Below are 22,210 nucleotides of genomic sequence, written 5' to 3'. Positions count from 1 at the left end.
GCCCGGTCACACCGGTTTGACGGGCACCCCTCCGGCCGCGGCACCGAGCAGCGTCAGCCGCACGGTCCCCGGCCCGGAGGGGGTGGTCCCGTCGGACAGCACCGCCAGTGCCAGTGTGTTGGCACCACGTGTGCGCAGGATCCCGTTCGGCAGCACGAACGTGTGCTGCGGCCCCACGTCGTTGATGTACTGGCCGAGGTTCCAGCCGTTGAGGAAGATCTGCACGCGGTAGGCCCGGTCCGGGTCGTCGTCGAGGAGGAGGCCGACCGAGGCGTCCACGCCCGGGTCGACGTCCAGCCGGAAGCCGGTGCGGTACCAGGTGACGCCCTGCCGCCGGTCGGCCCGGGGCAGCTCGGTCTCCTTCCAGTCCCGGTCGTCGTGCTCGGGCAGGTGCCAGCCCTCGCGCTCGCCGTACAGCCCGCCGTTGTTCATGGGGCCGCGCACCGGGTCGGGCGCGGTGGCGCCCTGGATGCGCCAGGTCACCTCCGGTCGGGCGCCCTCGAAGGTGACGGCGGTCAGCCCGCGCGCGGCCTTGTGCGTGTCGCGCGCACCGCCGTCCATGTCGTGCTGCATCGGCCGCACGAGCACGGACAGCACGTGGCGTGTCCCGGGCCGCTCCTCCCGCAGCCGTTCGCGCAGTTCGTCCGGCAGGCCGAAGGAGGCCTGCGCCGTCCACGTCCCCCGCCGGGCGCGGTCCCGGCCGGGCACCGGCATGCGGTGGGTGCCCAGCGGTTCGCCGTCCAGCCAGGCCATCAGCAGGCCCTGCGTGCCCGTGCTGTAGGCGAGGGACACCGACTCGACGCCGCCCGCGCCCGTCCACGCGCCCCGGTACCAGACGTCGCCGTAGTGGAAGCCGTAGTCGTCGGCGAAGAGGACGGGCTGCCCGTCGGGCACGGGCGTGGTGCTGAAGGTGGTCGTGCGGTCGGCCGTCGTCCAGTCCGAGTCGTCGAAGTCCGGCTCCGCCTCCGGGTTCCCGGCGCGCCGCCGCCAGCCGGCCAGGGCGGGCAGGACCGGCCGGGTCACCCCGGGCAGCGGCCGCAGCGCGAGCAGGCTGCCGGAGGCGCTGATCCGCGTCGGCACCGGGCGCCCGTTCCACGTCACGTGGGTGATGCCGCGCGGGCCCCACACCTCCAGCCCGGTCGCGCCGATGGTGTCGCCGGTGAGGTGGACGGTGGAGCCGCGCAGCTCGGCCGAGCGCAGCAGGGCCGGGCCGTAGACGAGCAGCGGGCCGGACGGCGTCTCGTAGGGCCACAGGCGCAGGGCGGTCGCGTCGTCGGCGAACAGCACCAGCATCGGCGTGTCCACGCCGTCGCCCTCGACCCGCACCCGGCTCAGCCCGCCCGCGCCCAGCGGAGCGGTGATGTGCAGCTTGCCGAGGTTGTACGCCCAGGCCGGCTCCGCGTCCAGCCGCATGGGCGTCGGCTCGTCCGCGCACCGCAGCACGACCTGCGCCATCTCGCCGCGCCGCCCGGTGAACACGGCGATGTCCTGCCGCCCGGCGGTCAGGCTCAGCATGGGCTGCACGGTGGAGTGCACCAGCGTCCGCCGCCCGAGCCGCAGTCCGGCCGCGATCAGCTTGGCGTCCCGGGCCCCCACGGTGAGCGGCACGTCGATCCCGGCGTCCGGCAGCGTCGCGGAGACGGCCTCGCCGGTGTCGTTGCGCAGGACGTAGACGTGGGCGCCGGTGTCGGGGTTGGTCAGGTGGTGGACCCTGATCCGCTCGTCGGTGGCGCGCACCCGCTTCGCCGGGTTCAGCTTGGCCAGGTCGGGCACGTGCCGCAGCAACTGCCCGACCTGGTGCATCGGGGCGAGCTTCGGGGTGGCGTTGCGGGCCTCGTCGATCGCGGCACCGCAGTCGTACGACGTGTAGACCGTGGGCGCGGGCAGCCAGCCCCAGGAGGTGCCGCCGTACGTCATGGGGACGTTGTGCAGCGTGCTGCCGCCCGCGAGGTTGGTCAGGTGGAAGCGCCGTTCGTACGCGGCGTCCCGGATCCGGCGCGACTCGGCGTAGCCCTTGCCGCCGAACGAGGAGCCGCCCCACGGGTCGGACCGGCCCCCGGTTCCGAACGACCCGGGCGCCCAGCGCCCGTTCCTGCCCTTGTCGCCGGGGAGGAGCGGCACGTCGATGCCGTCGGCGCGGACCTTCTCGTACAGGTACGACATGTAGGCGCGCCCGGCCGGCTCGCCGACGTGCGCGTCGTACGCGTTCTCCAGCTGGTAGAGCAGCACCGTGCCCGTGCCACGGGTGAACAGGCGTTTGGCGACGACGGCGTTGACGGCGGTCAGCCACTCGTCGACGTACCGCAGGTAGGTCGGGTCGGAGGTGCGGGCCGTGCCGTCGGTGGCGGTCAGCCAGCCGGGGAAGCCGCCGGCGTCGACCTCGGCCTCGATGTACGGGCCCGGCCGCACGATCACGTACAGCCCCGTCTCGGCGGCCGTGCGCAGGAACAGGTCCAGGTCGCGCACGCCGGTGAAGTCGTACCGGCCGGGCGCGGGGGAGTGGTAGTTCCAGGCGACGCACACGCTGACCGCGTTGTGACCGTGGGCGCGCATCTTCTGCAGCACGTCCCGCCACAGCGACGGGCTCGGCAGCCGGAAGGGGTGCATCTCGCCCGACCACAGGACCAGGCGGCGGCCGTCGACGAGCAGGGAGTACCGGTCGAAGCCGATCTCGTGCCGCCGGCCGTCCGCGCGCGGCACGGGCGGCGGCGGGCCCGTCGGGGCGCTGCGGGCCGGGTGGGCGGAGGTCGGCGACCCGCTGCCGGTCAGCGCGAAGCCGAGCGCCGCCGTGCCGGCGAGAGCGTGGAAGGTACGCCTGCTGAGCTCCAAGGGAGCGCCTCCTGTTGTGCCATGCCATGCGTGGTGCGTGTGCTCAATGTCTACAGGGTGACCGCGACAATGGTGCTATGAGGATCTCGGCACGTGCGGACTACGCGGTACGAGCGGTCGTGGAACTGGCCGTCCGGCAGGGGGAGGGGCCGGTCAAGGCGGAGACCGTCGCCACCGCGCAGGACATCCCCCACAAGTTCCTGGAGGGGATCCTCGGCGATCTGCGGCGCGGCGGGGTCGTCGACAGCCGCCGCGGCGGGGGCGGCGGCTACCGGCTGGCCCGGGAGGCGGACCGGATCACCGTCGCGGACGTGATCCGCGCCGTCGACGGCCCGATCGTCTCCGTGCGGGGCGAGCGCCCGACCGGCCTCGCCTACACCGGCACCGCCGAGCCGCTGCTGCCGCTGTGGATCGCGCTGCGGGCCAATGTGCGCCGGATCCTGGAGGGCGTGACGATCGCCGACCTCGCGGCCGGGGCGCTGCCCGAGCCGGTGGAGCGGCTCGCGGCCGAACCGGCGGCCTGGGAGAACCCGTGACGGGCCGCGCCCGCGGCTGAGCGGGCCGCGGGGGGCGGGTCCGTGGGTGATCCTCATCGCGTCCTCGGGAGCCTCGGTCGACGCACTGCTAACGCACCCTATGCGCCCGGCGGCACGGCCGCGCCGACGGGGCCGGGCCGGGCGCGGGACGTTCCCCGCCCCACCTCGGCCGATGGGGAACCGATGTGAAATCCCGCCCTGTGAATGGCCGGAGGACGACCTGGCCGCCCCCGGTGGCCCTGCGTACGATGCGACCGCTCCCGGCCTTCACAGCTCCTCCATCTCATGGACACAGGCCGGGCGCGCATGCGCTGTCGTATTGACATGCTCATGCCCACTGTGGATCCACCCCCCACGAACGGATGGGAGAACCATGGCCGGTGGCCTGCTCCTGAGCGGCGCGATCGCCGCGCTGCTCACCAGCGCACTTCCCGCGCAATCCCCGTCCTCCGGGTTCGTCGACCCGCCCCCGGACAAGATCGTCATCAAGGTCGCCACCGTGAACGGCTCCGGCTGCCCCCAGGGCACGGCCGCGGTCGCCGTCTCCGAGGACAACACGGCCTTCACGGTCACCTACAGCGACTACCTCGCCCAGGCGGGCGGGAACTCCGACCCCACCGCGTTCCGCAAGAACTGCCAGCTCAGTCTGATCGTCCACGTGCCCCAGGGCTTCACGTACGCCATCGCCAGCGCCGACTACCGCGGCTTCGCCGCACTCCAGCGCGGGGCGAGCGCCACCCAGCGGGCCTCGTACTACTTCCAGGGCTCGCCGAGCACGGCGTACCGGAGTCACCCCTTCAGCGGCCCCTACAACGACAACTGGCAGGCCACCGACGAAACGGACTGGGCCCAGCTCGTCTACGCGCCCTGCGGCGTCCAGCGCAACTTCAACATCAACACCGAGATCCGGGTCAACGCCGGTACGCAGGCGGCCGACAAGGTCAGCTTCATGACGATGGACTCGACGGACGGGGACATCAGCACGGTGTACCACATGGCGTGGAAGGAGTGCCCGGGCCGGTAGGAGGGCGGGGGCCGGAGCAGGAGCCGGCCCCCGTGCCCCGGTGTCGTGCGGACGGTCGCCTAACGCGTCACGCGGTGGCGCAGCAGGACGACTCGGGAGCTGAACGTACGGGTCTCGACGAGTTCGAGATCCACTCGGAGCTCACCGCGGGGGAAGAAGGGAATGCCGCCGCCCACCAGCACGGGGTAGACCATGGCCCGGTACTCGTCGATCAGGCCCAGCTCGGCCGCCTGCGCGGCGAGGGTCGCGCCGCCGATGGCGATCTCGCCCTCCCCCGGCTCGGCCCGCAGCCGCTCGATCTCCTCCGCCAGGCTGCCGGAGGCCAGGCGGGCAGCGCCGCGCACCTCCGACAGGGTGGTGGAGAACACCACCTTGGGAAGCGGGTTCCAGAGGGCGGCCCACTCGCGCTCCGCCTCGTCGAGCGAGTCCTCCTGCTCGGCGGTCTCCCAGTACAGCATCGTCTCGTACAGCCGCCGCCCCATCAGGTGGACGCCGACCTGCCTCATGTCGTCGATCCAGAAGCGGAAGACGTCCGGCATGGGCTCCGACCAGTTGAAATCGCCGTCGGGCCCGACGATGTAGCCGTCGAGCGAGACGTTCATCGCATAGGTCACGCTGCGCATCGAAGTCCTCCTGGTTGACGGATCCGACCTTACGACCGCCGGGCCAGGCGGAACTCATCGCGACGCGCGCGATCCGGGCAGTTCGCGGTTGGATGAGGCATGGAGTTCTTCTGCTACCACCGTGACCGGTCCGGTTCCCTGCCGCTGCGCCAGGACCTGGGCGAGGCGCATTGGGCCTACATGGACGGCTACGAGGCGGAGCTGATCGCGCGTGGCCCCACCTTCGCCCCGGACGGGGAGACCCCGACGGGCAGCGTCCACATCGTCGACCTCCCGGACCCCGCCGCGGCCCGGGCGTTCGCCTTCGACGAGCCCAACCAGCAGGCCGGGGTGTACCGGGACGTCCTGCTGCGGCGGTGGCGGAACGTGCTCGGACGGACCATGTGGGAGTTCCCCGGCGGCCGGTCCGGCGGGAAGCGGTACCTCGTGCTCGGGTTCGGCTCGGGGGAGGGTGTGGATCTCGACGCTCCGGACGCCGTGCGGGACGACCTGATCGCGTACGGGCCGCTGCTGTCCGACGACGGTGAGGTGTGGGTGGGTACGGCGGCACTGGTTCGGGCCGCAGACGCGGAGGCGGCGGGCGCGGTGCTGACCCGGGGCGCGTACGCCGAGGTCGAGGTACACGCGTGGGAGTTCGGGGGGCGGCGGTGAGGGTTACTCGCCGGCGTGTGTGAGGAAGGCGGACCAGGCGGTGGGGGAGACGTGGAGTTCGGGACCCTGACGGTTCTTGGAGTCCCGGATGTGGATGGTGTCGGGGGCAGCGGCTATCTCTACGCAGTCGCCGTCGCCGCTGCTGCTGTAGCTGGACTTGAACCAGGCCAGTTCGAAGCTGCTCATAGGTTTCCTCGCATCCGCTGCAACAGGCTCACGGAGTCTTCGAGGGTGAGAGCCTGTGAACGCATCCTGGCATATCGCCTGTGCAGCACGCTGATCTCTTTCGGGTCAGAGACGAACTGCCCGCCGCGTTGCCCCTCGTTGTAGGCGAACCAGCGATTCTCGGGCGTTTCCAGCAACTGCATGGGGCCCGCCAGGCCTGCATGTGCCCCCTGCGCCAGCGGCATGACCTGGAACTCGACGTTTCGTCGCCCGGCGATCTCCAAGACGTGGTCGATGAGCCCGCGCGTGACCTCCGCACCGCCTGTTCGCCGCAGGAATGTGTGCTCCTCCAGGATGAAGTTGAACGCGGTGTTCGGCCGCTCACGCAGCAGTCGCTGTCGCTCCACACGAGCTGCCCAACGCTGATCGATCTGTGCGTCGTCCAAGGGCGGCAACTGGTTGGCGAACAACGCCTGGGCGTATGCCTCCGTCTGCAACAAGCCCGGAATCATGCGGCACTCGTACGTGTACAGCGTGATGGCCACCTGCTCCAGCCGGGCCCACCGCCGGAACCAAGCCGCCAGCCCCGGCTGCCGCTCCAGGCACCCCGCCGCCCTCTGTAACGCGCCGGTCCTGCCGAACACCTCCTCCGCGCGCTGCACGAACTCGGGATCCGGCATCCGCCTCCCCAACTCCACCGAGGCCACCGTGTGTTTGGAGAACCGCACCAGTTCCCCGAACTCCTCCCGGCTCAGCCCGGCGTGTTCGCGCAAGCCCTGGACCACCGCCCCGAACGTCCGCAGACTGTCCGACGACTCCGGCTCGCCACCCGTCCCCACCATGCCATCGACCACTGACGGTCACCTCCCCGGATCATGGTCACGGCCGGTCACCGGTACTGTCCAGTCCGTGACCGCGTACACTGCCGCAGCGTACGCGGCTCCGGCCTGGAGAATGCCGTCCCCGCAGGTCACATTGGGCACATGAAAGCGCCGATCATCCGCAGCACCGCCCAACCTCCGGTCACCGTACGTGTGTTCAAGCAGCGCCTCAGCTCCACTCCACGCGGTGCCCGACTCGCCCGCCGCCTCGCGCTGAGCGAGCTGCACTCGTGGGGCATCCCCTACGGCACGGACGTCTCCGACGCGGTCGCCGCGATCGTGGCCGAGCTGGCGGCCAACGCCGTGACGCACGGGCGCGTGCCGGGGCGGGACTTCGCGCTGCGGCTGGAGCTCGCGCCGGGCCGTGTCCGCGTCGAGGTGACCGATTCCCGCAGCGGGCCGCCCCGCCCGCCCGCACCCGGTGCCGTACGGCCGCCCCGGCCCCTCGGCGAGCACGGCCGCGGGTTCGTCCTCGTCGACGCGCTCGCCGATCGATGGGAGGTGCTCGACCGTGAGCCGCCCGGCAAGACGGTGCGGGCAGAGATCGACCTGCCGGAATGGATCGACGTCGTCGAGCCGACATGACCGGGGGCATCTCCTGCCCGGGGCGTGGTCGTTGCTGCGCGAACCATTGACGCGCAAGGGGTTCGATTCTACGTTCCCGTTCGAACTTGCGAGCACTGTTCGGCATTCCGAACAGTCGAACACCCCCACCGCAAGGAGGACCCCCCGTATGAGCCGCATCCCCCTGCGCAGGCGCACCGCTCTGCTCGCCCTCCCCGCCGCCGCCCTCCTGGCCCTGATCCCGGGCACGGCGTCGGCCTACCCCAACCCCGGCCGCGTCACGGGCGACATCGTCACCCACGACCCGTCGATGATCCGGACCTCGTCCGGCCAGTACCTGCTCTACGCCACCGGCGGCGGCATCGCCCACAAGACCAGCGGTGACCGCACCGCCTTCCGCAACGGCGCCGACGCCTTCACCAGCAGGCCGAGCTGGTGGCGGAACTACTCCTCCGTTCCCGAGGCCTGGGCGCCGGACATCTCGTACCAGGGCGGCAGGTACCTGATGTACTACTCCGTCTCGAAGTTCGGCTCGAACACCTCCGCCATCGGACTGGCGACCTCCAGCACCGGACAGCCGGGCAGCTGGACCGACCAGGGCACCGTCTACACCTCCAACTCCGCCAGCGACTTCAACGCCATCGACCCGAACCTCTTCGTCGACGACGACGGCAGGTGGTGGCTGTCGTTCGGCAGCTGGTGGACGGGGATCAAGATGATCCGGATCAATCCCTCCACCGGCAAGCAGCTCGGCTCCGACACCACCCGCCACTCGCTCGCCTCCCGCCCCACCGGGACCAAGGCCGTCGAGGCGCCCTTCATCGTCAAGCGGGGCGGCTACTACTACCTGTTCGCCTCTTACGACACCTGCTGCGCCGGCACCGGCTCCACGTACAAGGTGAAGGTCGGCCGCGCCTCCAGCGTCACCGGGCCCTACCGCGACAGGAACGGCGTCGACCTGATGAACAACGGCGGCACCCCCGTCCTCGAATCGCACGGGAGCGTCATCGGCCCCGGCGGCCAGTCGATCCTGAAGGACGCCGACGGCGACCTGATCGTCTACCACTACTACGACGGCAACGACAACGGCACGCCCAAGCTGGGCATCAACCTTCTGAACTGGAGCAGCGGATGGCCCGTCGCCTACTGACCCTGCTGGCGGCCCTGCTGCTGGCCCTGTCCGTCGGACAGAGCCAGGCGAGCGCCGCCTCCTTCACCAACCCCGTCAAGTCCGTCAAGGGCGCCGACCCCTGGATCTCCTACCACGACGGCAACTACTACCTGGTGACGACCAGCTGGACCGACGTCATCACCATCCGCAAGTCCACCACCCTCGCCGGACTCTCCACCGCCCCCAGCGTCCAGGTGTGGAAGGGCGACGCCGCCTCCCGCTGCTGCAACATCTGGGCGCCCGAGCTGCACTTCCTCAATGGCCGCTGGTACCTGTACTACGTCGCCGGGCAGAACGTGTCCGACTACAACCCGACCCAGCGCAGCCACGTCCTGGAGAGCGCCGGCTCCGATCCCATGGGGCCGTACACCTACAAGGGCCAGCTCAGCAGCGTGTGGATGCTCGACCCGAGCGTGCTGAACGTGAACGGCCGGCTGTACATGCTGGGCAGCGCCATCACGGGCGGCACGCAGAACCTCGTCATCGCCCCCATGTCCAACCCGTACACCGTCAGCGGCTCCTACTCGACCATCTCGACCCCGACGTACGCCTGGGAACGCCAGGGCGGCACGGTCAACGAGGGCGCCGAGGTGCTCCAGCGGGGCGGCCGCACCTTCCTGATCTACTCCGCCAGCGGCTGCTGGACCCCCGACTACAAACTCGGGCAGCTGGAGCTGACCGGCCCCGACCCGCTGTCCGCGTCGTCCTGGACGAAGAAGTCCACGCCCGTCTTCCAGCGCAGCGACGCGGGCGGGGTGTACGGGCCCGGGCACAACGGCTTCTTCACCTCACCCGACGGCCGCGAGAACTGGATCGTCTACCACGCCAACGACTCGGCCTCCGAGGGCTGCGACAACGGCCGCACGACCCGCGCCCAGAAGTTCACCTGGAACGCCGACGGGACCCCGAACCTCGGCACACCGGTGCGGCTCGGCGCCTCGCTGCCCGGGCCTTCCGGGGAGCCGTCCAGCGCCTCCACCACGTACACGGTCACCAACCGCAACAGCGGCAAGTGCCTGGACGTGGCGGGCGGTTCCACGGCCGACGGCGCCAACGTCGCGCAGTACACCTGCAACGGCAACGCCAACCAGCGCTGGCGCCTGGAGGACCTCGGAGACGACACCCACCGCCTGGTGAACGTCGCCACCGGCAAGGTCCTCGACACCGCCGACTGCTCCTCCGCCGACGGCGCCGACCTGCGGCAGTGGTCGTGGCTGGACAACAGCTGCCAGCGGTTCCGCTTCGTGGCCACGGACGGCGGCTACGTCCGCATCGCCAACCAGGCCACGGGCAAGGTGGCGGACGTGGCCGACTGCTCCACGGCGGACAGCGCCGACGTACGCCAGTGGACCTGGCTCAACAACACCTGCCAGCAGTGGAGGCTGACGGCGGTGTAACGCCCCCCGGGGGGCGCGGGGAACCGCGTGACCAGTCACCGACCACCCGCGCCCGCCGAACTACCCGGCCTGCCCCATGCCCGCCGCGTTGGGCCAGCTCTGCGCGGCGGGCCACCCCGTGGCCGGTGCGGGCGTCAGCCCGTTGGTGCCCCGCACCTGCGCGGCCGTCAGACCCCCACGCGCCGGAACACCGGGCGGCGTCGGCCCGCTGAAGGGCGCGGCCACCGGCTGGGGGACCGGCTGCGGCACCTGCGGCTGCGGCATCTGCGGGACCGGTTGCGGTTGCGGCATCCGCGCCGCGGCCGGCATCGGCATCCCGCCGCTCGTACCCGCCGGAACGGCGGACGCGGCGGCGGGGAGCGGCATGCCGATGCCGGCGGCCGGAGCGGGGACGGGGGTGGGCACAGGGGTGGGCATCGGCGCGGCGGGCGCCGGCGCGAGCCCGGGGCCGCCTGTGCTCGCGGGTGCCGGTGCCTGGACCGGCGCCGGGCCCGGGAGGCCGGCACTCGCGGCGGCCGGAGCCGCGACGGGCACCGGCCCCCCGGCCCCCGGCGCGGCGGCCGGCGCCGCGGCCAACCCCGCCGCCTGCGCCGCCAGCCCCCGCAGGCCCGCCCCGTTCGTCTCGCTCACCAGCCGGTCCACGGCCGCCGTACCCGAGCTGTAGCTGGTCCCGTTGCCCAGCTCGGGCACGGCGGCTCCCCTCCTGGACGTCCCGTAGAGCACCTGTTCCAGGCCGGACACCAGGCGACGCACGTCGACCTGGGGGCGCACCACGAGACGCAGGAAGCGGCTGGAGGAGCCGATCTTGTTGCCGCACTCGCGGACCAGGATCCGGTGCTCGGTGAGCATCCGGTCCCGGACCACGGTGCCCTCGGCGCCCACGGGGAGGCGCACGAAGAGGAAGTTGCCCTGGGACGGGTAGACCGTCAGACCGGGCAGCGCGGAGAGCTGGCTCGCCATGTCGAGGCGGTCCCGGCGCACCTGCTGCAGACTCTGCGCGTACTCGGCGCCGTGCTCCTTCAGCATGAAGACGACGTGCTCGGCGAAGGAGTTGAGGTTCCACTTGGGCAGCATGGAGCGGACCCGGCCCGCGAGCGCCGGGTTGGCGACGAGGTAGCCGAAGCGGATGCCGTGCAGGCCGAAGTTCTTGCCGAGGCTGCGCAGGACCACGACGTTGGGGCGGAGCATCGCCTCCTGCACGACGGACGGTTCGGTCTCGGCGTCCGCGAACTCCAGGAACGACTCGTCGATCACGACGAGGTCGAGGTCGGCCATGGCGTCCATGAACTGCACGACGGCGTGCTTGTGCAGGAAGCCGCCGTCGGGGTTGTTGGGGTTGCAGATCACGGCGACCCGGGTGCCCCGGGCGCGGATGAACTCGGCGTACTGCGCGAGGTCCAGGGCGAAGCCGCTGGACTCCTGGAGCGGGAACATGTCGACCCGCTTGCCGGTCTCCATGGGCTGGTCGGTCCAGCGGCCGAACGTGGGGACCGGGACGGCGAGGGACTCGCGGACCAGCAGGTGGTCGATCCAGGTGATCAACTCGGTCGAGCCGTTGCCCATCGCCACGCACTGCGGCGGCAGTTGCAGCAGGCTGCACAGCTCCGCCGTGATCGTGTCGGCGCTGCTCGGGTAGTAGGTGATGATGTCCCGCAGCCTGGCCGCCATGTCCTCGAACATGGCCGGGGTGGGGAAGTAGGGGTTGCAGGGGATACAGAAGTCCACGGGGCCGGCTCCCTCGCCGCCCTCGCGTGTCAGAGCCGCCATCGACGGGCTGTGGGCCGCGGTACTGCGGAACAGCGACGTGACGTTGTCGGCCATGGAACCTCCGTAGGGGGCGGGCCCGTTGGGGACGGCCGGACCCGACGTTCAAGGGCGGCCCGCGCGGGGGAGCGCGGGCCGCCCTTACATACGGAGTCTCCGGTGACGCCGTTCAACCACTGAGGCGTCCCTCAGAGAGTCGTGCGCCACCTGTGAAGACGGCCGAAGACGGCCGCTGGGTCCGGCTCAGCAGCCGAACGTGTGGATCGTCGTCGTCCGGTACGTCTGCCCGGGCCGCAGCACCGTCGACGGGAACGACGGCTTGTTCGGCGAGTCCGGGAAGTGCTGCGTCTCCAGGCACAGCGCGTCGCCCTGCCGGTAGGTGCGGCCGGACGGGCCGGTGAGCGTGCCGTCGAGGAAGTTGCCGGAGTAGAACTGCAGGCCCGGCTCGTTCGTGGAGATCTTCATCGTGCGGCCGGAGGACGGGTCACGCAGGGTGGCCACGGGCTCGGGCCGGGCGGTGATGCCCTTGTCCAGGACCCAGTTGTGGTCGAAGCCCTTGGCGGTCACCAGCTGCGGGTGGGAGACGCGGATGTCCCGGCCGATCGGCTTGGCCTTGCGGAAGTCGAACGGGGTGCCCGCGACCTTGGCCAGCTCGCCGGTGGGGATCAAACCCGCGTCGGTGGGGGTGTAGCGGGAGGCGGCGATGTGCAGCTCGTGGTCCTCGATGGTGCCGCTGCCCTCGCCGGCCAGGTTCCAGTAGACGTGGCTGGTGAGGTTGACGACGGTGGCCTTGTCGGTGGTGGCCTGGTAGTCGATGCGCCAGTCGCCGTGCTTGGTGAGGGTGTAGGTCACCTTCGTCTTCAGCGTGCCCGGGTAGCCCATCTCCCCGTCGACGCTCGTGTAGTACAGGTACAGGCCGACGTCGGAGCCCTTCACGAACGGCTCGACGTCCCAGACGCGCTTGTCGAAGCCCTTGGCGCCGCCGTGCAGGCTCTGCTCGCCGTCGTTGACGGAGAGCTGGTAGTTCTTGCCGTCGAGGGTGAACTTGCCCTGGCCGATGCGGTTGCCGTACCGGCCGATCAGGGCGCCGAAGTACGGGCTGCTGGCGACGTAGTCCTCGAGGTTGTCGAAACCGGCGCTGACGTTGGCGTACCGGCCGCGACGGTCGGGGATCTCCAGGGACTGCACGATGCCGCCGTAGGAGAGGACCTTCAGGCGGGTGCCGCCGTTCTCCAGCGACCAGCTGTGCACCTTGGTGCCGTCGGCGAGCTTGCCGAAGAGCGTCTTCACCGGCTTCCTGCCTCCCGTGGCGTGCGCCGTGCCGCCGAACGCGGTGGCGGCCATGCCCGCCGCCGCCGCTCCCGCGATGACCGTGCGTCTGTTCAGTTCCATGTGTGCGGCTCCCGATAAGGAGAGGGCCCCGCCGCTGCGGCGGGGCCCCGATGGACTTACGAACCGACCTTGCGCTTGTTCCACACGTCGAACCCGACCGCCGCCAGGAGCACCAGGCCCTTGATGACCTGCTGCCAGTCGGTGCCGATGCCGACGAGGTTCATACCGTTGTTCAGCACGCCCAGGACCAGGCCACCGATGATCGCGCCGAGGACGGTGCCGACGCCGCCGCTCATCGACGCGCCGCCGATGAACGAGGCCGCGATCGCCTCCAGCTCGAAGTTGAGGCCGGCCTTGGGAGAGGCCGCGTTGAAGCGGGCGGCGAAGACCAGACCCGCCAGGGCCGCGAGCATGCCCATGTTCAGGAAGACCAGGAAGGTGACCTTCTTGTCCTTCACACCCGACAGCTTGGCCGCCGGGAGGTTGCCGCCGATCGCGTAGATGTGGCGGCCGATGATCGCGTTGCGCATCACGTAGCCGAAGCCGACCAGCAGCACGCCCAGGATGAGCAGCACGATCGGGGCGCCCTTGTAGCTGGCCAGCAGCAGCGTCAGCGTCAGGATGGCCGCGCCGATCGCGACCAGCTTCAGCAGGAACAGCTTGGCGGGCGGGACGTCGAGCGCGAACTCCTGCTGCCGCTTGCGGTCACGGACCTCCTGGAAGATCACGAAGGCGATCATCGCGAAGCCCAGCAGCAGTGTGAGGTTGTGGTAGTTCGTGTTCGGGCCGACCTCGGGCAGGAAGCCGTTGGCGACCTTCTGCAGGCCCTCCGGGAACGGGCCGAGGGTCTGGCCCTCCAGGAAGATCTCCGTCAGGCCGCGGAACATCAGCATGCCCGCCAGGGTCACGATGAACGACGGTATGCCGCCGTACGCGATGAAGAACCCCTGGACGGCACCCGCCAGCGCGCCCACGGCGAGGCACAGCACCACGGCCAGTGGCCACGGCATGTCCTGTTTCACCATGAACACGGCGGCCATCGAGCCGACGAACGCCGTCAGCGAGCCGACCGACAGGTCGATGTGGCCCGAGATGATCACCAGCATCATGCCGATCGCGAGGATCAGGATGTAGCTGTTCTGCAGCACCAGGTTGGACACGTTGCGCGGCAGCAGCAGGTCGCCGTCGGTCCACACGGCGAACAGGGCCACGATCAGACCGAGCGCGATCAGCATGCCGTACTGCCGCATGTTGCGGCGCATGCCGTCCATCACCAGGGCCAGCAGGCCGTCACCCGCGGCTCCTCCGCTCCTGCCCGGCGGCGCGGGGGCCGGGCTCTTGGCGGTCACGTCCGTGCTCATCGGGATACCTCTTTGTCCTTCGTCATCTGACGCATCAGCGATTCCTGGGAGGCCTCGGCCCGCGAGAACTCACCCGTCAGCCGCCCCGCGGCCATCGTGTAGATGCGGTCGCACATGCCGAGCAGTTCGGGCAGCTCGGAGGAGATGAAGACGACCGCCTTGCCCTGGGCGGCCAGCTGGTCGATGACCGTGTAGATCTCGTACTTGGCGCCGACGTCGATACCGCGCGTCGGCTCGTCCAGGATCAGCACGTCCGGACCCGAGAAGATCCACTTGCTGAGGACGACCTTCTGCTGGTTGCCGCCGGACAGCTTGCCGACCGGCTCGAAGACGGTCGGCGCCTTGATGTTCATCGACTTGCGGAAGCCCTCGGCGACCTGCCGCTCCTCGTGCTCGTCGACCACACCGCGCTTGGCGACCTTGCCGAGGGCGGTCAGCGAGATGTTCCGGTTGATGGTGTCGATGAGGTTCAGGCCGTAGTGCTTGCGGTCCTCGGTGACGTAGGCGATGCCGTGTTTGACCGCCTCGGGGACGGTCTTGGTGCGGATCTCCTTGCCGTCCTTGAGGACGGTGCCGCCCGCGTACCGGCCGTAGGTGCGCCCGAACACGCTCATCGCGAGTTCGGTGCGGCCGGCGCCCATCAGGCCCGCGATGCCGACGATCTCGCCCCGGCGCACGTGGAGCGACACGTCGTCGCACACCTTGCGCTGCTGGTCGATCGGGTGGTGCACGGTCCAGTTGCGGATCTCCAGGGCGGGGGCCGCCCCCTCCTCGGGCTCGTGCGGCGACCGCTCCGGGAAGCGGTGCTCCAGGTCACGGCCGACCATGCCGCTGATGATCCGGTCCTCGGTGGTCTCCGGCGCCTTCACGTCCAGGGTCTCGATGGTCTGGCCGTCGCGCAGGATCGTCACCGAGTCGGCGACCTTGCGGATCTCGTTGAGCTTGTGGGAGATGATGATCGAGGTGATGCCCTGGTTCTTCAGCTCCAGGATGAGGTCCAGGAGTTTGCCGCTGTCCTCGTCGTTCAGGGCGGCGGTCGGCTCGTCCAGGATGAGCAGCTTCACCTTCTTGGACAGGGCCTTGGCGATCTCCACGAGCTGCTGCTTGCCCACGCCGATGTCGGCGACGCGGGTGTCCGGGTGGTCGGACAGGCCGACCCGGCGCAGCAGTTCGGTGGCGTGCTTCAGGGTCTCGGTCCAGCTGATGATGCCCCGCGTGGCGTGCTCGTTGCCGAGGAAGATGTTCTCCGCGAGGGAGAGGTAGGGCACCAGGGCCAGCTCCTGGTGGATGATCACGATGCCGCGCTCTTCGCTGGCCCGGATGTCCTTGAACCGGCAGACCTCTCCCTCGAAGAGGATGTCGCCCTCGTAGGTGCCGTGCGGGTGGACGCCGGAGAGGACCTTCATCAGGGTCGACTTGCCGGCGCCGTTCTCCCCGCAGATGGCGTGGACCTCGCCCTGCCGGACGGTCAGCGTGACGTCCGACAGCGCCTTGACGCCGGGAAAGGTCTTGACGATCGAGCGCATTTCCAGGACGGGTCCCGCCATGGTCGTGCCTTCCAATCAGTGGTGAATCGTCGGTGGGTGGCGGGGCTACTTGAGGTCGCTCTCCTTGATGTAGCCGGAGTCGACGACCTCCTTCTGGTAGTTGCTCTTGTCGACGGCGACCGGCTCCAGCAGGTAGGCCGGGACGACCTTGGCGCCGTTGTCGTAGGTCTTGGTGTCGTTGACCTCGGGCTTCTTGTCGTTCAGCAGGGCGTCGACCATGTTGGAGGCCACCTTCGCGAGCTCGCGGGTGTCCTTGTAGACGGTCATCGACTGCTGGTCGGCGATGATCGACTTCACCGAGGCGACCTCGGCGTCCTGGCCCGTGACGACCGGCAGCGGCTTGCTCTTGGAGCCGTAGTCGTCGGACTTCAGGGCCGACAGGATGCCGATGGAGATGCCGTCGTAGGGGGAGAGGACGGCGTCGACGCGCTCGGTCTTGTAGGCCGAGGTCAGGATGTCGTCCATGCGCTTCTGGGCGGTGCCGCCGTCCCAGCGCAGGGTGGTGACCTGGTTGAGCTTGGTCTGGCCGGAGCGGACGACGAGCTGCTTCTTGTCGATGTAGGGCTGCAGCACGTTCATCGCGCCCTGGAAGAAGTAGCGGGTGTTGTTGTCGTCGTTGGAGCCGGCGAACAGCTCGATGTTGAACGGGCCCTTCTTGGAGCCGTCCTTCAGGCCGAGCTTCTCGACGATGTAGGTGCCCTGCAGCTCGCCGACCTTCTCGTTGTCGAAGGAGGCGTAGTAGTCGACGTTCTTCGTGCCGAGGATCAGGCGGTCGTAGGAGATGACCGGGATGTTCGCGTCCTTGGCCTGCTGGAGCACGTTGTTCATCGACTTGTTGTCGATGGCCGCGACGATCAGCGCCTTGACGCCCTGCGTGATCAGGTTCTCGATCTGCGAGACCTGCTGGTCCGGGTCGTCCTCGCCGTAGACCAGCTGGGTCTTGTAGCCCTTGGACTCCAGATCCCTCTTGACGTTGTTGCCGTCGGCGATCCAGCGCTCGGAGGACTTGGTCGGCATCGCGATGCCGATGGTCCCGCCCTTGGCGCTGTCCCCGCTCTCCTCGCTGCCGCCCTCGCTGTTCTGCCCGCAGGCGGACAGGGTCAGGGCGAGGGACGCGGCTCCGGCTATGGCGGCGAGGGCGGCTCTGCGGTTACGCATGATCATCATCCTTGATCTGTGTGCAGGGCTCGGTCTGGGAGGCGCGAAGTCGCTCCGGGTGGTCGTGCCGGAAAGACCGAGAAGAGATGTGTGGGATTGTGCGCGGCTGTGTCTTCTTTTGTGAAGGCGAGTTTCCGGAACGTTATGCCGAGATTTCGAACCGTTGCAGATCGCCCGGCAGTCGTGAGCCGAGCGGCGCCATGTCGCCGTCGGCTCCGTGACGGGCCAGGAGGTCCAGGGCGAGCCGGCCGCGCCGCACGCGTTCCTTGGCGGTGGCCAGGGTCAGCTCCCGCATGTGGTGCCCGTAGGGGTAGATCCCGGGCGCCTTCGACAGGCCGAACTTCAGGTAGAGCGGTGCGCCGCGCCGGATCAGCTCGGCGACCTCGTACATCCGGACGTAGCCGCCGAGGTCGTCGGGGGCCTCGATGTACATGTCCATCGGAGCGCCCGACACCCGGCGGATCTCGGTGAGGTGATCGAGCGTCAGGTCGCTCGGCACGTTGACCGAGTCGGCGCCGAGACGCTCGTAGACGGCGTACGCCGCCGGGTTGACGGGGCCGATGAGCGCGCTCACCTTGAGCGTGGTGTCGGCCGGGAGGATGCCGGCCGCGCGGGCCCGGTGCAGTGTCCACAGCACGCCCTCGTCGGCGACGAGGAGGCACTTGACGCCCAACTCCGTGGCCCGGACGGCGTCTTCGACGCACCCGGCGACCGCGTCGTGGCCCCGGGCGCGCAGTCCGGCCCCCCGCGAGTCGGTGCGCGTGGACCCGCCGATGTCCCAGGTGCCGCGCGGGCCGGTGAACAGGCAGAGCTCGATGTCGCGCTCGGCCGTGGCTTCCACCATCTCGGTGATCTCGGCGTCGGTCAGCATCCACACGCCGCTGCCCTGGCTGATCCGGTGGATCGGCACGTCCAGCCGCGAGGCCTCCTTCAGGACCACGGCCAGTGCCTCCGGGCCCTCGCACGAGGGGATCTCGGTGCGCCAGCGGCCGCCGCCCGGGAAGGAGTGCGGCGAGGCGTCGGCGGGATCGAGGGCGGGCGCGTTCAGGCCCAGGGTGGTGAGCGCCTGCTCACCGGGCCTGCGGGCGGCCGGGGCGGAAGCGTCGGTCACAGCAAAGTCCTTCGGTTCGATATGTCGGACGAGGTTCGCGGCTCGGGGCAGGGCAAGGCTGGGTGTACGCCGGTACGGGAACCGTCAGGTCGCCCCCGTACCGGCGTACGTCTACGGGCGGAGCAGCACCTTGCCCACCTTCGGATCCCCGGCCCCCACCAGCTCGATGGCCTGCGAGAACTCGGAGAGCGGCAGCTCGTGCGTCACCAGCGGCAGCGGGTCGAGCAGCCCGGCGGCGAACACCCGCACGGTGTGCGCCCAGGCATCCGGCGGGGCACCGAAGACGGTGTGCACCTCCAGTTGCCGTACGACCAGGTCGGTCGGGTCGAGGCCCTCGGCACCCGCGGCCGGGATACCCGTCAGGACCAGCCGGCCCCCGCGCCTGAGCAGGGCGGCGGAGAGCCGGGCGGCGTCCGCGGACCCGGCCGTCTCGATCACCACGTCGACGTCGTCCGGGAGCTGCTCGTCCTTGGTCCGGAAGTCCGTCGCGCCGTACTGCCGCGCCAGCGCCTCGCGGTCCCGGCGGGTGCCGACGACCAGCAGATGCGCGGGCGAGTTCGCCTTCAGGAACTGCACGGCGAACATGCCGAGCGTCCCGGTGCCGACCACGGCGACCTTCTCGCCGGGCCGCGCGTTCGCCTTCAGCGCGGCGGCCGCGATGCACGCGGCGGGCTCCAGCAGCGCCGCGGCCGTGAGGTCGCAGCCGTCCGGCAGGACGTGCAGCAACCGCGCCGGGAGGGTCAGCGTGGCCGCCATCGCGCCCGGCTGGGTGAACCCGGTCTCCTCGTACCCGGCCGTGCACAGGGTCGTGTCGCCCGCGTGGCAGCGGTCGCACACCTGGCAGTTGCGGAAGCCCTCGCCGACGACCTTGCGGCCGACCAGGGAGGCGGGGACGTCCGCGCCCACGGCCTCCACCGTCCCGGACCACTCGTGGCCCGGGGTGAGCGGATAGCGCACGTACCCCTCGGGGCGGTTGCCCTGGTACACCTCGCGGTCGCTGCCGCAGATGCCGGAGGCGTGCACGCGCACCAGGGCCTCGCCGGCCCCGGGCCGCCGGGGCTCGTGCGGGACGAGACGGTGCTCGCCCGGGGCGTCGATCACTACCGCGGTGCTCACGGGGCGCCTCCGGTTTTCGAAGGTTTCGGTGGCCGGTGCCGGGTTTCCGGGGGCCGGACGGTCACTGGGTGGCCTTGGGCTTGCGCTGCTCCCAGCCCTCCGCCCAGAGGTCGAAGCGGGCCTGCTGCTGCGGGAACTCGGCGGCGGCGTCCACGTCCAGCTCCACGCCGAGGCCCGGAGCGTCGGAGAGGTGGAAGCAGCCGTCCTCCGGGTTCACCTGCGGGGCACCCTTGACCACCTTCTTGATCTCCGCGTCCGCGAAGTCGTTGAAGTGCTCCAGGATCTTGAAGTTCGGGGAGGTGAACCCGACCTGGAGCGAGGCGGCGGTCAGCACCGAGCCGCCCACGTTGTGCGGGGCGACCAGCATGTAGTGCGTCTCGGCGGTCGCGGCGAGCTTCCTGGTCTCCCAGATTCCACCGATGTGGCCGACGTCCGGCTGGATGATGTCGACGGCCTGGTTCTCGAACAGCTCCCGGAACTCGATCCGGTCGTGGATGCGCTCGCCGGTGGCGACCGGCATGTCGACCTTGGCGGCGACCTTCTCCAGCGCCTTGAGGTTCTCCGGCGGGACCGGCTCCTCCAGCCACGCCGGCTTGAACGGCGCCAGCTCCTTGGCCAGGCGCACGGCCGTGGCCGGGGAGAAGCGGCCGTGCATCTCCAGCATCAGCTCGGCCTCGGGGCCGATGGCGTCGCGGACCGCCTCGATCAGGGAGACCGCGTACAGGGTGTCCTTGTGGTCCAGCTCGAAGTGGCCGGTGCCGAAGGGGTCGATCTTGAGCGCGCGGTAGCCGCGCTCCATGACCCCCTGGGCGGCCTTGTGGTAGGCCTCGGGCGTCCGCTCGGTGGTGTACCAGCCGTTGGCGTAGGCCTTGACCTTGTCGGTGACCTTGCCGCCCAGCAGCTGCCAGACCGGGACGCCCAGGGCCTTGCCCTTGATGTCCCAGCAGGCCATCTCGATCACGGCGATGCCCGACATCACGATCTCGCCCGCACGGCCGTAGTCGCCGTACTTCATCCGCTTGACGAGATCCTCGACAGCGAACGGGTCGGAGCCGAGAATGTGGTTGGCCTCAGCCTCCTTCAGGTAACCGAGAAGGGCGTCGGTGTGTCCCAGCATCCGGGTCTCGCCGACTCCGGTGATGCCCTCGTCGGTGTGCACCTGGACGTACGTCAGGTTGCGCCACGGCGTCCCGACCACGTGTGTGCTGATTCCGGTGATGCGCACGGCGGTTGTCCCTCGCAGCTTCGTCGGCTCAGTTTCCGTCAGTCTTCCGTCCGTGCGCCGTCATGTCATGTTCGAGATTTCGGCACACGTTCGAAATGCTGGCGTGACAGTAAGGACGCGGCGGTGGGGGTGTCAATGGGTCGCGCGCATAACGGTTTCGACAGTTTCGAAACCCCGGTCGGAGTGCGTCCCTACAGAACCTTCACAGCTGGATCTAGGAACGGCACCCGCGCGGAACTTAATCTTCCCGCGTCATGGACTACTGCGACCCGTGCCGACGGCACCTCAACGGCGCGCTGGCCTGCCCCGGGTGCGGCACCTCAGCGGAATCGATGCCCCGGCGTGAGCCGGGTCCGGGCGTGTACGCCGACGCCGTTGCGGAGGACAGCGGGGATGTCGCCGAGGGGGTCGCCGAGGAGGCCTTTGACGACACGCCCGACGAGGGTGACGCGCCCGACGAGGCCGGTGACGAGCCGTCGGGGCGTGCCGCGCGCCGGCGGGCGGGGCGCGGACCGGAGCCGGCCGGTGACGGGCCGGTCGGGTCGAGCCGGCGTGACCGCAAGGCCGCGGCGCACCGCCGGCGGCGGCGCCGGACCCTGTTCATCGCGGCCGGGTTCGTGCTGGCGGCGGGCGGGCTGAGCCTGGCGGAGCTGGGCATGGACGCGCAGAAGCCGGCACGGGGGCCCGCGGCGGCCGGCGGGGAGTCGGCGGACGGTGACGCGCTGGAGGTCGAGGCGGGGGAGCCGGGGACCGGCCCCGGTGGGGACGGCGCACCTGAGAGCTCGTCAGCGAGCCCCTCTCCCAGGGCATCCGGCTCCTCGTCGGCGTCCGCCTCCCCGAAGGACGAGAAGTCGAAGACGCCGGACGAGGACGAGACGTCGAAGGCCCCGGCATCGGCCCCGGCGGGCACGTCCCCCAGCCGCCCGCCCACGGCTCCGACGGCCACCGCACCGGCCCCGGCGCCGACCCCGACCTCGGGCCCGACGACCCGCCCCCCGGACCCGGAACCGTCCCCCTCGGAGACCTGCGACCGGTTCCTGTGGTGGTGCACGTAGCGCCTTCGCGGCGGGCGTGGGCAGGGGCCGCGCCGCCCCGGCTGCGGGCCTGCGTGCCGCCAGGGGCGGCACGGGTGGGCGCGGCGGCACCCCGCGCCGCCGGGGTGCGGACCCACCTGGCCTCAATGGCGACGCCGGCACCGCGAACGCCGGGCCGCGCGGCGCCCCGACCCGGGCGCCGGCCCCGCGCACCCGCGAGGTCACGTCACTCCAGCATCGCCCGCAACGCATCCCGCAGCGCCACTCTCTCCTCCTCCGGCAGCCCGGCCAGCGGCTCCCGCGCGAACCGCAGTGACTCCCGCAGGCTCCGCGCCACCCGCCGCCCCTCCTCCGTCGCCGCCGCCACCTTCACCCGCCGGTCGGCGGGGTCGGGCCGCCGCTCCACCAGCCCCCGGGCCTCCAGCCGGTCCACGATCCCGGTCACGTTCGACGGCTCGCACTTCAGCCGCTGCGCCAGCCTCCGCATCGGCAGCGGTTCCAGGCACAGCAGGCTCAGCAGCCGCGCCTGCGCGCCCGTCAGCGCGTGCTCGGCGGCCGCCGACTCGTAGTCCTCGTGGAACCGCGCCACGACCTCCCCGATCAGCTCGACGACTTCGAGGGTCAGCGGATCGGGGCGGCGGTTCGTCCTGCTCCGGGGAGCCGGTGTGGTGGAGGCCATGCCGTCGAGGGTACCCGGTTGTTTGACAACCTGAAATATTCA

20 protein-coding genes are annotated in these 22,210 nt (G+C 70.6%); 7 read left to right on the top strand and 13 right to left on the bottom strand.

All coding sequences use genetic code 11. The annotated features are described in order from the left end of the window. Positions 1-6: 6 nt before the first annotated feature. Positions 7-2,829, bottom strand: coding sequence for a glycoside hydrolase family 35 protein (locus tag AC07DA_RS16520; RefSeq protein ID WP_479128693.1), 2,823 nt, complete (start codon positions 2,827-2,829; stop codon positions 7-9). Between the two features lie 77 nt (positions 2,830-2,906). Here AC07DA_RS16520 and AC07DA_RS16515 point away from each other — a divergent pair, with 77 nt between their 5' ends. Both AC07DA_RS16515 and AC07DA_RS16510 read left to right on the top strand, forming a co-directional pair. Further along, on the top strand, positions 2,907-3,365 hold the full coding sequence (locus AC07DA_RS16515) for an RrF2 family transcriptional regulator (RefSeq protein ID WP_479128691.1): 459 nt from the start codon (positions 2,907-2,909) through the stop codon (positions 3,363-3,365). A 373-nt stretch (positions 3,366-3,738) separates the two neighbouring features. Beyond that, a complete protein-coding gene (locus AC07DA_RS16510) occupies positions 3,739-4,389 on the top strand; it encodes a DUF4360 domain-containing protein (RefSeq protein WP_479128689.1) in 651 nt (216 codons plus the stop codon). Positions 4,390-4,448: 59 nt separating this feature from the next. Here the strand turns inward: AC07DA_RS16510 and AC07DA_RS16505 are convergent, their stop codons facing one another. Next, positions 4,449-5,012: a dihydrofolate reductase family protein gene (locus AC07DA_RS16505; protein WP_479128687.1), complete on the bottom strand. Its 564-nt coding sequence runs from the start codon at positions 5,010-5,012 to the stop codon at positions 4,449-4,451. 99 nt (positions 5,013-5,111) lie between these two features. Here AC07DA_RS16505 and AC07DA_RS16500 point away from each other — a divergent pair, with 99 nt between their 5' ends. Continuing rightward, positions 5,112-5,663, top strand: coding sequence for a YciI family protein (locus tag AC07DA_RS16500; protein ID WP_479128685.1), 552 nt, complete (start codon positions 5,112-5,114; stop codon positions 5,661-5,663). Positions 5,664-5,666: 3 nt separating this feature from the next. On the opposite strand, the gene AC07DA_RS16495 is transcribed toward AC07DA_RS16500, so the two are convergent. Together AC07DA_RS16495 and AC07DA_RS16490 are read right to left on the bottom strand one after the other, a co-directional pair. Further along, on the bottom strand, positions 5,667-5,849 hold the full coding sequence (locus AC07DA_RS16495) for a DUF397 domain-containing protein (RefSeq protein ID WP_479128683.1): 183 nt from the start codon (positions 5,847-5,849) through the stop codon (positions 5,667-5,669). After that, positions 5,846-6,670, bottom strand: a complete 825-nt coding sequence (locus AC07DA_RS16490; protein ID WP_479128957.1) for a helix-turn-helix domain-containing protein — start codon at positions 6,668-6,670, stop codon at positions 5,846-5,848. Before AC07DA_RS16490 ends, AC07DA_RS16495 begins: the two co-directional genes overlap by 4 nt. Positions 6,671-6,811: 141 nt before the next feature. Here AC07DA_RS16490 and AC07DA_RS16485 point away from each other — a divergent pair, with 141 nt between their 5' ends. From AC07DA_RS16485 to AC07DA_RS16475, 3 genes are all read left to right on the top strand, one after another. After that, positions 6,812-7,294 carry an ATP-binding protein gene (locus tag AC07DA_RS16485; protein ID WP_479128681.1) on the top strand — a complete coding sequence of 161 codons (483 nt, stop codon included), beginning with the start codon at positions 6,812-6,814 and terminating at the stop codon, positions 7,292-7,294. A 148-nt stretch (positions 7,295-7,442) separates the two neighbouring features. Next, positions 7,443-8,423, top strand: coding sequence for an arabinan endo-1,5-alpha-L-arabinosidase (locus AC07DA_RS16480; protein ID WP_479128679.1), 981 nt, complete (start codon positions 7,443-7,445; stop codon positions 8,421-8,423). After that, entirely contained in the window at positions 8,405-9,841 is a 1,437-nt protein-coding gene (locus tag AC07DA_RS16475) for a family 43 glycosylhydrolase (protein ID WP_479128677.1), read from the top strand. The genes AC07DA_RS16480 and AC07DA_RS16475 overlap by 19 nt, the downstream gene beginning before the upstream one ends. A 60-nt stretch (positions 9,842-9,901) precedes the next feature. Here AC07DA_RS16475 and AC07DA_RS16470 read toward each other — a convergent pair whose 3' ends face one another. The 8 genes from AC07DA_RS16470 to AC07DA_RS16435 form a co-directional block, all read right to left on the bottom strand. Then, a complete protein-coding gene (locus AC07DA_RS16470; RefSeq protein ID WP_479128675.1) occupies positions 9,902-11,662 on the bottom strand; it encodes a pyridoxal phosphate-dependent aminotransferase in 1,761 nt (586 codons plus the stop codon). Between the two features lie 186 nt (positions 11,663-11,848). Next, on the bottom strand, positions 11,849-12,997 hold the full coding sequence (locus AC07DA_RS16465; protein WP_479128673.1) for an aldose epimerase family protein: 1,149 nt from the start codon (positions 12,995-12,997) through the stop codon (positions 11,849-11,851). Positions 12,998-13,053: 56 nt separating this feature from the next. Beyond that, on the bottom strand, positions 13,054-14,298 hold the full coding sequence (gene mmsB / locus AC07DA_RS16460; protein ID WP_479128671.1) for a multiple monosaccharide ABC transporter permease: 1,245 nt from the start codon (positions 14,296-14,298) through the stop codon (positions 13,054-13,056). Continuing rightward, on the bottom strand, positions 14,295-15,845 hold the full coding sequence (mmsA, locus tag AC07DA_RS16455; RefSeq protein WP_479128669.1) for a multiple monosaccharide ABC transporter ATP-binding protein: 1,551 nt from the start codon (positions 15,843-15,845) through the stop codon (positions 14,295-14,297). The genes mmsB and mmsA overlap by 4 nt, the downstream gene beginning before the upstream one ends. A gap of 45 nt (positions 15,846-15,890) precedes the next feature. Further along, a complete protein-coding gene (gene chvE / locus AC07DA_RS16450) occupies positions 15,891-17,003 on the bottom strand; it encodes a multiple monosaccharide ABC transporter substrate-binding protein (RefSeq protein ID WP_479128667.1) in 1,113 nt (370 codons plus the stop codon). A 142-nt stretch (positions 17,004-17,145) separates the two neighbouring features. Further along, a complete protein-coding gene (locus AC07DA_RS16445) occupies positions 17,146-18,114 on the bottom strand; it encodes a glycosyltransferase family protein (RefSeq protein WP_479128665.1) in 969 nt (322 codons plus the stop codon). 111 nt (positions 18,115-18,225) lie between these two features. Further along, positions 18,226-19,230 (bottom strand): zinc-dependent alcohol dehydrogenase, encoded by a 1,005-nt coding sequence (locus tag AC07DA_RS16440; protein ID WP_479128663.1) that lies wholly within the window; start codon positions 19,228-19,230, stop codon positions 18,226-18,228. 61 nt (positions 19,231-19,291) lie between these two features. After that, positions 19,292-20,455: a mandelate racemase/muconate lactonizing enzyme family protein gene (locus AC07DA_RS16435; RefSeq protein WP_479128661.1), complete on the bottom strand. Its 1,164-nt coding sequence runs from the start codon at positions 20,453-20,455 to the stop codon at positions 19,292-19,294. 254 nt (positions 20,456-20,709) lie between these two features. Here AC07DA_RS16435 and AC07DA_RS16430 point away from each other — a divergent pair, with 254 nt between their 5' ends. Further along, positions 20,710-21,510 (top strand): SCO2400 family protein, encoded by an 801-nt coding sequence (locus AC07DA_RS16430; protein ID WP_479128658.1) that lies wholly within the window; start codon positions 20,710-20,712, stop codon positions 21,508-21,510. A gap of 205 nt (positions 21,511-21,715) precedes the next feature. On the opposite strand, the gene AC07DA_RS16425 is transcribed toward AC07DA_RS16430, so the two are convergent. Next, positions 21,716-22,168: a MarR family winged helix-turn-helix transcriptional regulator gene (locus AC07DA_RS16425; protein WP_479128656.1), complete on the bottom strand. Its 453-nt coding sequence runs from the start codon at positions 22,166-22,168 to the stop codon at positions 21,716-21,718. Between the last annotated feature and the right edge of the window lie 42 nt (positions 22,169-22,210).

The sequence above is a fragment of the Streptomyces sp. NPDC044921 genome, from assembly GCF_056432865.1.
This window is presented reverse-complemented; position numbering and strand designations above follow the sequence as displayed.

What these genes read in the sequence shown, in the direction of transcription:
- AC07DA_RS16495 (WP_479128683.1), bottom strand. Translation starts at nt 5,849, where the DNA reads ATGAGCAGCTTCGAACTGGCCTGGTTCAAGTCCAGCTACAGCAGCAGC.
- AC07DA_RS16490 (WP_479128957.1), bottom strand. Translation starts at nt 6,670, where the DNA reads ATGGTGGGGACGGGTGGCGAGCCGGAGTCGTCGGACAGTCTGCGGACG.
- AC07DA_RS16485 (WP_479128681.1), top strand. Translation starts at nt 6,812, where the DNA reads ATGAAAGCGCCGATCATCCGCAGCACCGCCCAACCTCCGGTCACCGTA.
- AC07DA_RS16470 (WP_479128675.1), bottom strand. Translation starts at nt 11,662, where the DNA reads ATGGCCGACAACGTCACGTCGCTGTTCCGCAGTACCGCGGCCCACAGC.
- AC07DA_RS16425 (WP_479128656.1), bottom strand. Translation starts at nt 22,168, where the DNA reads ATGGCCTCCACCACACCGGCTCCCCGGAGCAGGACGAACCGCCGCCCC.
- AC07DA_RS16500 (WP_479128685.1), top strand. Translation starts at nt 5,112, where the DNA reads ATGGAGTTCTTCTGCTACCACCGTGACCGGTCCGGTTCCCTGCCGCTG.
- AC07DA_RS16475 (WP_479128677.1), top strand. Translation starts at nt 8,405, where the DNA reads ATGGCCCGTCGCCTACTGACCCTGCTGGCGGCCCTGCTGCTGGCCCTG.
- mmsB (WP_479128671.1), bottom strand. Translation starts at nt 14,298, where the DNA reads ATGAGCACGGACGTGACCGCCAAGAGCCCGGCCCCCGCGCCGCCGGGC.
- AC07DA_RS16505 (WP_479128687.1), bottom strand. Translation starts at nt 5,012, where the DNA reads ATGCGCAGCGTGACCTATGCGATGAACGTCTCGCTCGACGGCTACATC.
- AC07DA_RS16510 (WP_479128689.1), top strand. Translation starts at nt 3,739, where the DNA reads ATGGCCGGTGGCCTGCTCCTGAGCGGCGCGATCGCCGCGCTGCTCACC.
- chvE (WP_479128667.1), bottom strand. Translation starts at nt 17,003, where the DNA reads ATGCGTAACCGCAGAGCCGCCCTCGCCGCCATAGCCGGAGCCGCGTCC.
- AC07DA_RS16515 (WP_479128691.1), top strand. Translation starts at nt 2,907, where the DNA reads ATGAGGATCTCGGCACGTGCGGACTACGCGGTACGAGCGGTCGTGGAA.
- AC07DA_RS16480 (WP_479128679.1), top strand. Translation starts at nt 7,443, where the DNA reads ATGAGCCGCATCCCCCTGCGCAGGCGCACCGCTCTGCTCGCCCTCCCC.
- mmsA (WP_479128669.1), bottom strand. Translation starts at nt 15,845, where the DNA reads ATGGCGGGACCCGTCCTGGAAATGCGCTCGATCGTCAAGACCTTTCCC.
- AC07DA_RS16465 (WP_479128673.1), bottom strand. Translation starts at nt 12,997, where the DNA reads ATGGAACTGAACAGACGCACGGTCATCGCGGGAGCGGCGGCGGCGGGC.
- AC07DA_RS16430 (WP_479128658.1), top strand. Translation starts at nt 20,710, where the DNA reads ATGGACTACTGCGACCCGTGCCGACGGCACCTCAACGGCGCGCTGGCC.